At 64.5% G+C, this 14,520-nt stretch carries 11 protein-coding genes; 4 read left to right on the top strand and 7 right to left on the bottom strand.

Going from position 1 to position 14,520, the window contains the following annotated elements; translation table 11 throughout:
• The first annotated feature begins 2 nt into the window (after positions 1–2).
• Positions 3–1,169, top strand: coding sequence for a TlpA disulfide reductase family protein (locus tag VHD36_21825; protein HVU89986.1), 1,167 nt, complete (start codon positions 3–5; stop codon positions 1,167–1,169).
• Between the two features lie 37 nt (positions 1,170–1,206).
• Here VHD36_21825 and VHD36_21820 read toward each other — a convergent pair whose 3' ends face one another.
• From VHD36_21820 to VHD36_21790, 7 genes are all read right to left on the bottom strand, one after another.
• On the bottom strand, positions 1,207–1,584 hold the full coding sequence (locus VHD36_21820) for a hypothetical protein (GenBank protein HVU89985.1): 378 nt from the start codon (positions 1,582–1,584) through the stop codon (positions 1,207–1,209).
• Between the two features lie 83 nt (positions 1,585–1,667).
• The gene (locus tag VHD36_21815; protein HVU89984.1) at positions 1,668–3,203 is read right to left on the bottom strand and encodes a M81 family metallopeptidase; all 1,536 of its coding nucleotides are present in this window, start codon (positions 3,201–3,203) and stop codon (positions 1,668–1,670) included.
• Positions 3,204–3,219: 16 nt separating this feature from the next.
• Positions 3,220–4,536, bottom strand: a complete 1,317-nt coding sequence (locus VHD36_21810) for an aminotransferase class III-fold pyridoxal phosphate-dependent enzyme (GenBank protein HVU89983.1) — start codon at positions 4,534–4,536, stop codon at positions 3,220–3,222.
• Positions 4,533–5,678, bottom strand: coding sequence for an SMP-30/gluconolactonase/LRE family protein (locus VHD36_21805; GenBank protein HVU89982.1), 1,146 nt, complete (start codon positions 5,676–5,678; stop codon positions 4,533–4,535). The genes VHD36_21810 and VHD36_21805 overlap by 4 nt, the downstream gene beginning before the upstream one ends.
• A 35-nt stretch (positions 5,679–5,713) precedes the next feature.
• A complete protein-coding gene (locus VHD36_21800) occupies positions 5,714–6,538 on the bottom strand; it encodes a methyltransferase domain-containing protein (protein ID HVU89981.1) in 825 nt (274 codons plus the stop codon).
• The gene (locus VHD36_21795) at positions 6,535–6,906 is read right to left on the bottom strand and encodes a hypothetical protein (GenBank protein HVU89980.1); all 372 of its coding nucleotides are present in this window, start codon (positions 6,904–6,906) and stop codon (positions 6,535–6,537) included. The genes VHD36_21800 and VHD36_21795 overlap by 4 nt, the downstream gene beginning before the upstream one ends.
• Before the next feature lie 23 nt (positions 6,907–6,929).
• Positions 6,930–7,907 (bottom strand): NADPH:quinone oxidoreductase family protein, encoded by a 978-nt coding sequence (locus VHD36_21790; GenBank protein ID HVU89979.1) that lies wholly within the window; start codon positions 7,905–7,907, stop codon positions 6,930–6,932.
• Positions 7,908–8,225: 318 nt separating this feature from the next.
• On the opposite strand from VHD36_21790, the gene VHD36_21785 reads away from it, so the two are divergent.
• From VHD36_21785 to VHD36_21775, 3 genes are all read left to right on the top strand, one after another.
• Entirely contained in the window at positions 8,226–8,936 is a 711-nt protein-coding gene (locus VHD36_21785) for a type II secretion system protein (GenBank protein ID HVU89978.1), read from the top strand.
• A gap of 30 nt (positions 8,937–8,966) precedes the next feature.
• Positions 8,967–9,611, top strand: coding sequence for a hypothetical protein (locus tag VHD36_21780; GenBank protein ID HVU89977.1), 645 nt, complete (start codon positions 8,967–8,969; stop codon positions 9,609–9,611).
• Positions 9,612–9,822: 211 nt separating this feature from the next.
• Entirely contained in the window at positions 9,823–14,250 is a 4,428-nt protein-coding gene (locus VHD36_21775; protein ID HVU89976.1) for a DEAD/DEAH box helicase, read from the top strand.
• Positions 14,251–14,520: the final 270 nt, after the last annotated feature.

Here is a 14,520-nt window from a genome sequence, read left to right as displayed (position 1 = left end):
TCATGGCATCGCGTCGTCTCTTAAGCGCCTTCGTTGCGCTGGTCCCGCTGGTCTTTCTCGGGCCAGGGCTTTCGTTCGCCGATGAACCAGCGAAGGACGGGGGCGTCGAGCTTGGCGCTGCCCTGCCGCTGGCCGAGGAGATCAAGGCCATTTCCCAGGCCCACGCCGACCGTCATACGCGATTCATGGACGAGTTGCACGAGGCCAAGCAAGACCGGGAGAAAGTCACGAAATCGAACGAAACCTTCCGAGCGGACGTGAAGGCACTCGATGACCGGTTGGTTGTCTTGCTCGCGGCCAATCAAGACGCGCCGGAATTCCTCGACGGAATCCTGGTGATGGTGGGCGAGCTGCGTTACCCGATCCATCAGAAGTTGCTGCCGACGGTGATGGAAAAGCACTTGCAAGATCCGCGGATGGCCAAGCTCTGCCCACACCTGGAATATCGTACCCGCGAGCCGTGGGCCGAAAAGATTCTGCTGGCGGTTGCGGATGGTAATCCCGATCCACTGGCAAGTGGCCGGGCGAAACTGGCCCTAGGCGAATATTACCGCCACAAGGCCTTTCCCTATGGCGAGACCTTAACCGATGAACAGCGCGCCCCATTGATCGCCCAGGCACGCGAATATTACGAAACGGTCGCGAACGACTATCGCGATACGTCGTGCGTCGACGACGACATTACGCTTGGCACCCGCGCCGATTGGGAATTGATTCGCCTGGCGAATGTGCCGAACCTGAAGCCCGGCATGCCCGCCCCCGAGATATCGGGCGAAGACATGAACGGCGTGCCGATGAAGCTCTCGGATTATCGCGGCAAGGTGACGGTGGTCGTCTTTTGGGGCTCGTGGTGCGGACCGTGCATGAGGATGGTCCCGCACGAAAAGGAGCTCTTCGAGCGGTACCACGACAAGCCGTTCGCGATCGTCGGCGTGAACTGCGGCGACGAGCTGGAAACAGCGCGCGAGACCGTGGCCGCGAAGGAGATGTCGTGGCGTCACTGGCGGGACCGGTCACAGACGCGCCGCGGACCGGTCCAGATCGCCTACGACGTGCAGCACTGGCCCACGGTGTGGGTCATCGACCGCGAGGGCACGATCCGCTACTTCGACGTGCGCGACGCCAAGCTCGACAGCGCCATCGAGGAGCTGCTGGCCGAGACGAATTAGACCATCAGCCGCAAATGGCGGCAGGCCCGAGGCTTCGTTACTTGTCCGCGCGCGCCTCAGCTTGCTGATCGATCTTGGCCAGGTACTTATCGGGATCCTTCTCGATCGATTCCTTGCATCCCTCGCAGCACAGGTACACGTCGCGGCCTTTGACGGTCACCTTGTACGGCATGCCCATCGAACCGAGCGGTGAGTCACCCACGGGGCAAGTCTTTTGCGCCATGGCGACCGCGCGTTCGGCCTCGGGCAGTTCGGCCATCGCCTTCGTGATCGCGGCCTCTTCATTGTCCTCGGCCGGGGCCATCGTTTGCGCCTCGCTCGTCGGCTTGGCCGGCGCGGCAGGCTTCGAGCAGCCGATGGTTGTTGCGGCGATCACGCCCAGCGACAGAACGATTCCGTAGTAAAGGCGGGCCATAAGAGCCTCCTAAAACTGCAAGTGAGATGACGAACCCACGGAAACCAACCCGCCGTCAAGATAACGTCGTCCGCGATACGAGCCTAGGGGCCTTTGGGCGCCGGAAGCCTCGGGCCAAAAACCTGCGGCGAGCAGCGCCAGTCGTCGATCTTGTCCCAGGGCCATAGCGGCCGCGGGATTTGCGCATAGTCGTAATTCCAGAAATCTGGCGGCGCGCAACCCGGGGCGGCAACGACCATGATCTCGCACGCCACCGACGCATACGCAGCCCGAAAGCCGCAAGGGCTTTTCGCGACCAGCACCTGCGCCGCAAAGGGATCGAGCCCAGCCGCTTCGAACAATTGCGGCGCGAAATGCGGCCCGCTGCGGCTCGTGACCACCACGAACACGTTGCCACAGCGCAGCACCGCCGACCGCCCCATATCGATCGGCAGGTTGCGCGCCAGATGCCCCGAGAGAATAAACCGGGCATCGAACAGGCGCTCGACGCGCGCTGTGAGCGTGATAGGCTTCGAGAACCGATGGTCACGTCTACCGCCGACCTCGCCATGAAACTCGGCGCCGATGCCCAATTGCTCAGCCTCGGCGACAACGTCGGGTGCGACGAGTGTCACAAGCGCCGGCCGCTGCCAGTCGAATTTCAAGAACTCGTCCAGAAGCCACGTGCTGTCTCCCGTGGCGCCGCTGGTGGTGGCGTCGGCCGCATCGGAGATCACAGTCAAGCCAATATCGTTCTCGTGCGCGCGGCGTACCGCCGCGGCCACCGGCACAAGCGTCGGCAAGTATTCTCTGCGCTGCCGCCAGAACTGGTCGCTGATCTCGCGGCACGCCTCGACGGCGAGAGGCGCATCGCCGTCGGCAACGACGATCACGGCCGTGCCCAGCTCCGGAATACCGAGCCATGGCTGCACCGTGGCCAGGCCGGCGGCAAGAATTCCCGGTCGATTCTCCAGCTCGACGAGCCGCGCCTTCAGCCCGTAGCTGACGCTGGATGGGTCTTCGGTGTTTGCCCGCTCGGCCGGTACCACGGCGGGAATTTTTTGCCACGCGGTCACCGGCCGCGCGCGATCAACAAGCATGCGGCGCAGTAACCGTGCCGCGCGCTGACCGGTTTCGAAGACATCGATATGCGGCGCCGTGTGATACAGCACCAGCGCATCGGCCGAAGCGACCATCCGCTCGGTGATGTTCGTGTGCAGATCGAGCGTCGCCACGAGCGGCACCGTCGGCCCCAACACTTCGCGCAAGGCCGCCAGCACTTCACCTTCGACGTCGGGATGCTCGTCGGCAACCATGGCGCCGTGCAGCGCAAGCAAAACGGCATCGACGGGCAGTGCCGCGCGCAGCGACGACACAATCTCATCACGCAGCCAGCGGAACGTTTCCGCCGTAGCCCGGCCGCTGGGCCAGGCCGGCAAGCGAACGAGGCCGACGATTTCCGGCCGCTCGGGCCACGCGCGCAGCGATTGGATGAACCCGCCCAGCTCGTTCGTGTCGTGAAACCGTTCGATGATCTGCGAGCCGCGAACCACGCCAAAATCTTCGAAATCCTGCCGCGTCGTGGGCAGCGGATTGAACGTGTTCGTCTCTTGCCAGAGTTGGCCGATGGCGACGCGCATGCTGGGACGCCCTTTCTCAAGCTTCGTGCGCCACGCGCGCAAGCGCCCGATCGAGCCGGGCGAGCGCCTCGTCGACGTCGGCCACGGTCATGGCCGAGCAGAAGCCGTGATGGCACGCGGCGCCGCCGTAGTCGTGGAAGTAGACGCCTTCGCCGATCGAGGCCGCGATGAAGCGCAACATTTTCGCGCGATCGTGGGCCAGCGTGTCGCGCCAATCGCGCACTTCGTGCGTGATGCCGAAATAGATGCCGAACCGCGCGCCCAATCCTTGCACGCGCGCCGCAATCTTGTGCCGCTGGAACAGGCCTGCGAGTCCGGCGTACAACTTCCCGGCCACGGCATTGATATGGTCGTAAAAGCCCGGCCGGCGATAAGCACGCACCGCCGCCAGGCCAGCCGCGACCGGCACCACGTGGCCGTTGTACGTGCCGCTGTGCTGGCAATCCCCCTCGGGCATCAGGCGGCGCATGATGTCGTGCCGCCCGCCAAACGCGCTCAAGGGAAAGCCGCCGCCGATGGCCTTGCCCAACGTGCATAAGTCAGGCGTCACGCCCAAGTATTCTTGGGCGCCGCCCGGGCCCATGCGGAACGCGCACAAGACTTCGTCGAAAACCAAAAGTGCGCCGTGCTTTTGCGTCAGGCGTCGCAGCGCCGTCATGAACTCGGGCGCCGGCAGAATACAGCCAGCGTTGTAGTAGATTGGTTCACAGATCGCCGCGGCCAATTCGTGGCCGTGCAGCGCAAAAGCCTGTTCCAGCAGGTCGGGCCGATTGAACGGCACGACGACCAGTTGCTCGGCAAGCGCCGGCACCATGCCGGTCGAAGCCGGAGCGACCGTGGGATGCGTCACGGGGCCGGGACCATCGGGCGGGGCCGACAGGGCAAACATCACCTGATCGTGATAGCCGTGAAAATTTCCCTCGAACTTCAAAAGCTTCGTGCGCCCCGTAAACGCGCGGGCCAGCCGCAGGCAGTGCATCGTGGCTTCGCTGCCCGAGCCGGTAAAGCGCACCCGGTCGCAACACGAAATCGCTTCGCACAGCTCGCGCGCCAGCAGTGCATGCGTTTCATTTTCGTACGAGCACGGCGCGCCGCGAGCGATCGCGCCTTGCACGGCTTCGAGCACTTCGGGATGAGCATGGCCCAAGAGCGCGGCGCCGTGGCTGGTACACAGGTCGATATACTCGCGGCCGTCGAGATCCCACAGGCGGCAGCCGGCGGCGCGGTCGAAATACATCGGCCGGCCCAGGGCGCGATTGACGCGTGTCGACGCCGAGACGCCACCGGCCAGATAATTACGCGCAAGCTCGAATTGCGATTCGGTGCGGCTCATGGCGTTGTCGCAGCTTCTCCGGGCAGTTTGTACCTGCCGATGCGGTCGTTGTGCAGGCTGCCTAGGTAAAGATATCCGTCGCGTTCGAAGGCACTCGTCACCTCGCGCAAGTGCTGACCCGTGGGGTCTTGCAGGCTATTGATGAACTTTCCACCCTCGTCGAGTTGGACGACGAAGGCGTACGGCTGCGGTTTTGGCCACAGCAGCGCCGGCAACTTCGCCATCACGCTCTTGACGAACGGGCGCGGCGACAGCCAATCGGCCTGCTCATTGCGCACAGTGAAAAGTGCCAGCCAGAACGTGCCGTGACCGCTCTGCGTGATGTTGTCCGGGTAACCAGGCAGATTGTCGGCGAACACATCCCACTCGCCGGCGCGCTCCCCTTTCAACCAATAACGCAGAATGCGAAATCGATACGTTTCGTTGACGACCAGAAAATCTTCGTTTTGCGACAGCGCCACGCCGTTGGCAAAGCACATATCCGGCAAGAGCACCGTGGTAGTTTTCGTCGAGGGGTCGTAGCGCACCAGCCGGCCATGCGGCCGGCCTTCGAGCATGTCGTACAGATACTCGTTGGGACCGAACTTCGTGCTCGCATCGGAAAAGTAAATCGTGCCGTCGCGAGCCACGGTCACATCGTCGGCAAAGCCCAAGGGTTCGTTGCCCGCCCCATTCGCGAGTAGCGTCACTTCGCCCTCGGGAGTGATCGACAATAGCCCCTTCACGGCGTCGGCCACGATCAGATTGCCGTCCGGCGCGGTAGCAATACCGACCGGGCGCCCGTCGGTGTTGACGAGCGTGTTTACCGTGCCGTCAGGATCGACACGCACGATGCGTCCATCAGCCAGGCCAGTGACGATGCGCCCCTGGGCGTCTACTTCGACATCCTCAGGCCCGTCCACTTTGCCGACGGCGATCAATTCTGCCGAAGCGAGCTCTTCATTCGGCGCCAGTGCGCCCACCAAGGGCGGAATCGGCGGCGGCTCGTACGGAACAGGATCGATCGGCGACGGCCAGAAAAGCAAGTACGCCGCGATCAGCAAAATCGCCGCTAACAGGCCCCGGCCAAGAAGGCGAACGGTGCCCGGCTTTTTCGCGGGTGGCGGTACATTCGTTGTCGGTGCGGTCGATGCATCGGACATGTTAAGTACCTCGCAACGACGAATGGTTCGTGCAACTAAACGCGCCGGTCGACGGCGCGCGAGCGAGCGATAATGGCAAACACGCGATGCGGTACGGCCATCGGGTCGGTCGGAAAACGCTCGGCCAGCAACTGCGCCAAATCCTGGTCGAAGCGCGACACATCCGCGGCCGACAGCGATGCCGCCACGCCAGCGTTCGCGCGCGTGCGGCCGCGCCACGCCTCGTGACTATAGGGCACTTCCTGGTCGAAGGAAAACGTTTCCAAGTCGGTAAAGCCCGCCGCCGTCAGCCCCGGCACCCACTGTGGGTAAAAGCCGGTGGCGCCGCCGAAATGCCAAGCCGGGTTGTAGCGCTCGATCAGCCGCTCGGTGGCCTCGACCACATTGCCCGGCAACGGCAGCCAGTCGAAGTGAGCAATCACCAGTGCGCCGCCGTCCACCAGCAGGCGACGCACCTCGGCGGCCACCCTAGCTCGATCAAACCAGTGCCAGCACTGCCCGGCCGTGACGACGTCGAATGTCGCGTCCACTAGCGGCACTCCCTCGGCCTTGGCGACGATTGTCTCAAGCGCGAGCCCGGCATCTTCGGCCAGACGCCGCGCTTCTTGCAATTGAGGCCGCGCGGGATCGAGCGCCGTCGCGTGGCACCCGGCGGCAGCCATGGCGCGGGCGATCGCGCCGGTGCCCGCACCCAGGTCGAGCAGCCGCTGCCCCGGCAAACCGATGTCGAAGCGGCGCAGCCGGTCGAAGAATTCCTGTGGAAAGCCGGCGCGGTACCGCGCGTAATCAGCCGAGGTGCGTCCAAAGTCGACGCGGCGGTTGAATTCCTCCATACCGTCCGTCGGCCGCGAGCCGGTCATCGACGTTCCTCATCGCGATGCACGGTCGCAGGCGAGAAGGCCGGCGCGCACACGGCGATGTATTCGGCTCCTTCGGCCTCGGGCGTGCTGTACTGCACCCACTGGCCCCGTGGAATGCCGATGGCCTGGCCGGCGCGAGCGTCGATCGTGCCGGTTTTGGTTTGGGCACGTAGCATGCCGCGCAGCACGATGCTGTATTCGTCGAACTCGGGCGTCTGCCCCGGTTCGAGCCAGCCGCCGGGGCTGTTCATCCGCGCGATGCTCACCTCGGCCGTTTGCGAATTCACGCGCCCGATGAACTCTTCGATCACCTTCGGCTTATTGCCGGCCGCCTTGATGATCGTGGGCTTCTCGATGTGCTTGGGCATAGGCTCCCCCCTTACTTGGATGCTCACCAGTGCAAAACGATCTTGCCGATCGCGCGGCGCGACGTCAGATGGTTCATCGCCTGGGCCACTTGCGCCACGGGATAGCGCGCCGCGATAACGGGCTTGAGCTTGCCCGTCTCGAAAAGGTTCATCAGGTCACGCCAGCCCTGCTCGATCTTTGCCGGATTCATCTGCCGGTAGAAGCCCCAGTGGAGTCCGACCACGCTGTAGTTCTTCACCAGGATGTGATTTCCCTTGAACGTGGGAAACTTGCCGCTGGTAAAGCCGATGATCACCAGCCGCCCTTCGAAGGCGATGCACCGTGTGCTCTGCTCCGAGACGTCACCGCCGACCGGATCATAAATGACGTCGGCGCCGCGGCCGCCGGTGGCCTCCTTCACCGCGTCGACGAAGTTTTCGGCCTGGTAGTTGAGCGCCACGTCGGCGCCGGCTGCCAGCACGGCGTCGCGCTTATCGTCCGATCCCACGGTGCCGATGATCTTGCCGGCGCCGAAAGCGCGGGCGATCTGCACCGCAGCTAGCCCCACGCCGCCGGCGGCCGAATGGACAAGAACCGATTCGCCGGGCGCCAACTGGCCCCGATAAATCAGACCAAAATACGACGTTTGATAAACCAGCGGAAACGCGGCCGCCTCGTCGTCATTCAACCCCGCTGGCACCGGCCGTACCGAGTGCGCTGGCGCCAGGGCAAATTCGGCGAACGCGCCAAGGTCGCACTGTGCCAGCACCCGCGTACCAGGCGCGAAATCGGTGACTGCTGGGCCCACGGCCTCGACCGTGCCGGCCAATTCAAAACCGGGCGTGAACGGCAACGGAGGCTTTACCTGGTACAGCCCCTGGATCATCAGCACGTCGGGGAAATTCAGAGCCGCCGTGTGTACTTTGATCAGCACTTCACCCTGGCGGGGCTCCGGGCGGGGGACGTCTTCGAGCGCCAGGTCGGCCGGCTGACACCAGGCCTTGCAACGGATAGCCTTCATAGGTCGTTTGCCTTTCCCGAGAAGCCAGAAATCCTGAGCCCGAGATACTGAGGATGACACGCGGGCGCCGGGCAGTTTAGTATGTAGACCATCGGCAAGCAAACCCTTGCCCGGGGAAGACTTGCGGCATGAGGCCAGGCACATTCGCGATGGTTGCGATTCGGCGGGTAGAACGTCGTTCGACCAAGGCATCGCTGGCATTGGCACGTTTCCCCGGGTACGACGGAATGCCCGACACCTGCCGGGCGGGCCGGGGTTAATAAAGCTTAAGGAGAACCTCCTCGGGTCCCAATCGACTCGATTCGCGGAAGGGCAAGTATGGACCTCCGAATTCAGAATCAACGGACCGCCGGTGCGCCGCGGCAGCACCGAGCGTTTACTCTCGTCGAGTTGCTGGTCGTGATCGCCATCATCGGCATCCTGGTCGGCATGCTGTTGCCGGCCGTGCAATACGTGCGCGCGACAGCCCGCAAGACCCAGTGCAAGAATAATCTGCACCAGATCGGTCTGGCGTTGCAGATGTACGTCGACGCGCAAGGCGCATTCGGCCGGTATCCGGATTGCTGCCAGATGCTGAGCGTGCCGCCTGACCCGCCGGCGCCACAACCGAAACTGGTGCGTCGTCCCACACTGCGTGTGACGCTCGGGCAATACATCGAAAACCAGGCCAACTCGTTCCAGTGTCCTGACGACGTGCAGGCCGAAACCGCTTATGTCGATGAGGGGACGGCGCTGCAGACCTCGACCGACGGCGAGGACACGCAGAGCTTCGATCCCACCAAAGACCGCTTCAGTCCAAATCTCGGAGATGGTTTGACGTTCTTCGAGCTGGAGACGATGAGCTATGAGTACAATTCGCCAATCGTCTGGGATCCGAAGCAGCAACTTCCGAAGCGGCGCGAGGAAATCGTCAAGAATCGCGACTCGAGCACCATCTGGATCGTTTTCGACTTCGCGCCGTTCCACGCGGCGCCTGGTACGGTCGGCTCGCGAAACTTTCTCTACATCGACGGCCACGTGGCAAATTGACACTTTTGCCTGCTCGACAGGGGAACGAATATGAACGGCAAGAAATGGATCCTCGCCGCGGCGCTTACGCTGCTTCTGGCCGGGGGAGCGGGAGCCTACTACGCCTTTCGCACCGATCCGAAGGTAGCCCTGGTCATGGACCTGGGACAGCAGTTGCGCAACGAGGATCTCTCGCGCGAAGATCGTGGGAAACTCTTCGGACAGATGCGCGAGGCCATGGACCAGCTTTCCGACGAACAGCGGCGGCAGGTCCGGCAACAATTCGATCGTGGCAATGACGGATGGCGAAAACGCGAGCAGGAGAAGATGAACGAGTTCTTCGCCATGTCGAAGAAGGACCAGACGAAGGCGCTCGACAAGGACATCGACGAGATGCTCAAACGGCGCAAGGAATGGGAAAAGAAACGGAAGGAACGCGACGCCGAACGAGCTAAGCAGCAGGCCAGTGGCACAGCGGGCAACAACAACGGAAACAACGGCGGCCAAGGTGGTGGTCGCGGCGGAAACGGCGGCGGTGGAGACCGCGGTCAACAGCGCCGCTCGGCTCTCGATAATTCATCCGCGGCACGACAGACGCAGCGTGCCGAATACGGCCGGATGATGGCCAACCGCATGGTGCAGCGTGGCATTCCCATGACCGGCGGTGGCGGTGGCCCTGGACGACGCGGTTTCTGAGCGGCTCCGGTCCGGCGTGTGCCCTTCGTGCCTCGTTCCGCCCCGCTGGCGGCTGTGTCCAGCGACGCAAGATCGGCCGACCGTCCATCAGAGTCGGCCCCGGCGTGCATCCCGGCGCCCGTGCTTCGTGCCGCACTCCATTCCCGGTAAGATGAGTTGTCGCGTCATTCGATGCGCTCGACCGCTCTGATTACCCGGGAGGCTGGCTCTCGTGGCCACGACCGAACTTTTCGCCGCGGCGGCTGACGACGCCACGGCGCTATTCCATCCGATCATCGAACGCTGGTTCCGCGACCGCATCGGCACCCCCACCGAGCCACAGCGACGCGGCTGGCGCAGCATCGCTAGCGGGCACCACACGCTGATCGCGGCACCAACCGGCTCGGGCAAGACGCTCGCCGCGTTTCTGTGGTGCCTGGACCGCCTGTTCCGGCAGGGGATGGCCGGCGAACTGGCCAATGAAACCCAGGTCGTGTACGTCTCGCCGCTGAAGGCCCTGTCGAACGACATTCATCGCAACCTGGAAGTGCCGCTGGCCGAGATCCGGGCCGCCGCGATTGAGGCCGGCCACCGCGCGCCGCCGATTCGTGCTGCGGTGCGCACCGGCGATACGCCGGCCACCGAGCGTCAGGCCATGTTGCGCCACCCGCCACATATCCTGGTGACCACGCCCGAGTCGCTGTACCTACTGCTCACCAGCGTCCGCGGCCGCGAGATGCTGCGCGGCGTGCGGACCGTGATTGTCGACGAAATTCATGCCCTGGCGCGCGACAAGCGGGGCAGCCATCTGGCGTTGTCGCTCGAGCGTCTGGTCGACCTGACCGGCGTGCGGCCGACCAGGATCGGCCTGTCGGCGACCCAGCGGCCGATCGAAGACGTGGCCCGATTTCTCGTCGGCGCCGGGCCGGATCCAGAAAACCCGCCCGCCTGCACGATCGTCGACGTCGGTCACCAGCGCGAGCTGGACCTGGCGATCGAAGTTCCGCCCAGCGAGCTGGCCGCCGTCTGCTCGCACGAATGCTGGGGCGAGGTGTATGAGCGCCTGACGCAGCTCATCACCACGCATCGCAGCACGCTGATCTTCGTCAACACGCGCCGGCTGGCCGAACGCGTGTCGCATCATTTGATCGAACTGTTGGGCGAAGACGCCGTGGCCGGGCATCACGGCAGCATGTCGCGCGCGATGCGTTTCTCGGCCGAAGAGCGTTTGAAGACGGGCCAATTGAAAGCCATCGTCGCCACGGCCTCGCTCGAAATGGGGATCGACGTCGGTTACCTCGACCTGGTGTGCCAGCTCGGCTCGCCGCGCTCGATTGCCACGTTTTTGCAGCGCGTGGGTCGGTCGGGGCATTCGCTGGGCCTGGTGCCCAAGGGACGGCTGTTTCCGCTCTCGCGCGATGAGTTGCTCGAATGCCTGGCGGTTATTCGCTCGGTGCGGCGTGGGCGTCTGGATGCGATCGAAATTCCCGCCGCGCCGCTCGATATCTTGGCCCAGCAAATCGTGGCCGCCGTGGCCGCCGATGAATGGGATGAAAGCGAGCTGTATGCGCTGTGCCGCCGGGCTTGGCCATTCCGCGAATTGAGCCGCGAGAATTTCGAAGCGGCCGTGGAACTGGTCGCGCAGGGGGCCGATCCCAAAACGGGCCGCGGCGCTCACTTGCACCGCGATCGGATCAACGGCCGGCTGCGGGCGCGGCGCGGGGCGCGCATCGCCGCGATCACTTCCGGCGGCGCCATTCCCGAGGTGGCCGACTATCGCGTTGTCACCGAGGAGGACGGCACTTTCGTCGGCACGCTGAACGAAGACTTCGCAATCGAAAGTCAGGCCGGCGACGTTTTCCAGCTCGGCAACATGTCGTGGCGCATTCGTTATGTGCGCGGCGGTGAAGTCGTGGTGCAAGACGCGCAAGGCGCGCCGGCCACGGTCCCTTTCTGGCTGGGCGAAGCGCCTGGCCGCACGCGCGAGTTGTCTGCCGAAGTCGCGGCACTGCGCAGCGAAATCGCCTCGCGCATCGAGATTCCACCGGGCCGGCCCCACGAGTCATCGGTCGAAGGGGGCCCGCCCCGCGACGACGTCGATCTCTCGCAAGCGGCCGCCTGGCTGGTGGCCGAGTGTGGCGCCGACGATTGGGCGGCCGCGCAAGCTGCCCGCTATGTCGCAGCGCAAAAAGCCGCCATTCCCGCCATTCCCACGCAGCGGCAGATCGTCTTCGAGCGGTTCTTCGACGAATCGGGGGGCAGCCAACTCGTGATTCATGCCCCTTTGGGCGCGCGGATCAATCGCGCCTGGGGCCTGGCGATGCGGAAGCGTTTTTGCCGCAGCTTCGATTTCGAGCTGCAAGCCAGCGCCACCGACGACGGCGTGCTGTTGTCGATGGGACCGCAGCACAGCTTCCCCGTCGATGCGCTCTTTAAGATGCTGAATCCGCAGAATGGCCAGCCGCTGTTGGAACAGGCTCTCTTGGCGGCGCCCTTGTTCCAGACGCGCTGGCGCTGGAACGCCACGCGGGCACTCGCCATCCTCCGCTATCGCGGCGGCAAGAAGGTGCCCCCCTACCTGCAGCGCCATCGCTCCGACGATCTGCTGGCGTCGGTCTTTCCGCAAACGGTCGGCTGCCTGGAAAATCATTCGGGCGACGTGGAAATTCCCGACCATCCGCTTGTGAACCAGACCGTTCACGACTGCCTGCACGAAGCGATGGACATCGACGGCTGGCTGGACGTGCTGCGCGGCATCGCCGGCGGCGACGTCGAGCTGGTGCCGGCCGACACGCGCGAGCCATCGCCGTTTTCGCACCAGATCATCAACGCTAATCCCTATGCGTTCCTCGACGGCGCGCCCTTGGAAGAACGGCGCACACGCGCCGTCTCGGTGCGGCGCACACTCGACATCGCCGCCGTGCGCGACCTGGGCTGGCTCGATCCCGACGCCATTGCGCAAGTGCGCGAAGAGGCCCGACCCCTGGTGCGCGATGCCGATGAATTGCACGACGCGCTCATCGCCCAAGGCGTCCTGCTCGAGCAGGAAGGCTTGGCCTGGACCGGCCTGTTCGCAGAGCTCCAAACCGCGGGCCGGGCGACGCGCGCTCGAATACCCGATCGGCCTCCCCTGTGGCTGGCGACGGAGAATTGGCCGCTGGTTGCCGCGGCGCTCCCCGCGGCCGAAATCGAGCGCAAGCCGGGGCTACCTTCGTCAGTACGCCAGCAGTGGGAATCGTCCGAAGCGCTAGTGAACCTCCTGCGCGGACGGCTGCAGATCGCGGGACCGGTGACGGCCGTGCGCATGGCGCACGAGTTGGGTTTGGATGTCGGTCGCGTCGAGGCGGCCCTGATGGCGCTCGAGGCCGAGGGAATGGCGATGCGCGGCCGCTACACGCCGCCCGGCGCGAGAGCGCGTCAGGGGGACGACTTGTTCACACCGCAGGATTCGCAGGCGACGCCGCCCATCGAATGGTGCGATCGCCGGCTGCTCGCGCGGATTCATCGCCTGACGCTCGATCGGCTGCGCCGGCAAATCGAACCGGTCGAGCCGCCAGTATTTCTGCGATTTCTGGCCGAGCATCAACACCTGACGCCCGACCATCGCCTGACTGGCCCGGCGGGCGTGCGCGAGGTGATTCGCCAGTTGCAAGGTTTCGAAATGGCGGCGGGCGTCTGGGAACGACGCATCCTGCCGTTGCGCATCAAGGATTACGATCCGGCCTGGCTCGATCAGCTCGCCTTCTCGGGGGAACTGACCTGGGGTCGTTTGCGCCCCTTCCGGCCCGAGGAAAACGGCCGTGCCAGCCGCAGCCGTTTGACGCGTGCGGTACCGCTGTCGCTCGTGTTGCGCAATGATTTGCCTTGGCTATTGCCCCCCGATCGCGAAGCAGCGACCGCGCCGGTCAGCAGCAACGCCCGCGCGGTGCTCGAAGCTTTGCAAACGCGCGGCGCTCTTTTCTATCACGACTTGCTGGCTGTCGCCGACTTGTTGCCGACGCACTTGGACGAAGCCTTATTGGAACTGGCGCAACTTGGAATGCTCACGGCCGACGGATTCGCGCCGCTGCGTGTCTTGGCGACACAATCGCGCGGCACGCGGCGTCGTCGCCGCGAGCGGCAGGCTCAGCATTCCGCCGGTGCAAGCCGCCTGGCGAGCGCGGGGCGCTGGTCGCTGTTTCCGGGGACTATGCCGGCGATCGACGGAGACGAGTGGCTCAAGCAGTGGGTGACGCAACTCCTGCGGCGGTGGGGCGTGTTGTTCCGTGACCTGCTCACCCGCGAGGCCGCGGCCCCCACATGGGGACAGTTGGTGCCGGTCCTGCGGCGCCTGGAAGCGCGCGGCGAGATTCGCGGCGGCCGGTTCGTCTCCGGGGTCGGTGGTGAGCAATACGCCGCCGAGAATTCCGTCCAGCGGCTGCGCAGCGCCCGCGATAGCGAGCCGGCCACGGATTACCTCGTCGTTGCTGGCTCGGATCCGCTCAATCTGGAAGGCGTGGTGACATCGGCGGATCGGATCGGAGCCAAGGCCACGAACGCCTTGGCCCTTCGCGACGGCCATGTGGTGGCCTCCTTCGAGTCGGGCCACGTGCAATTTCGCGAGGCCCTGCCGGCCGAAGTGGGCGCGGAAATCAGCCGGTGGTTGCGCAGGACGGGTTAACCTCGCCGCTCTGGCACGCGCTTCGCACTGGGCCGAGAGGCCCTTGAATTCTGGCAAAACTATTGCGTTAACTGTAATCGTTTTGCAACATGTGGAGGGCCTCGGGCATTTGCCCGGCCATCTTTTCCGAGTCCGCGGTGCTAGTGAGCACGACAAAGAGCCTATTCAAAAGCTGAGCCTGTCCGGCTTTTGTTTTGGGTTCTTATTAGCACCATTCGAGCAGACTCCGGCCGTGATTTTCCCTCGCGGTTGGCGCTACCCGATCGAAAG

Source organism: Pirellulales bacterium (assembly GCA_035546535.1).
Classification (GTDB): domain Bacteria; phylum Planctomycetota; class Planctomycetia; order Pirellulales; family JACPPG01; genus JACPPG01.
Note: the sequence above shows the minus strand (reverse complement) of the source record. Positions and strands in the feature narration are given on the sequence as shown.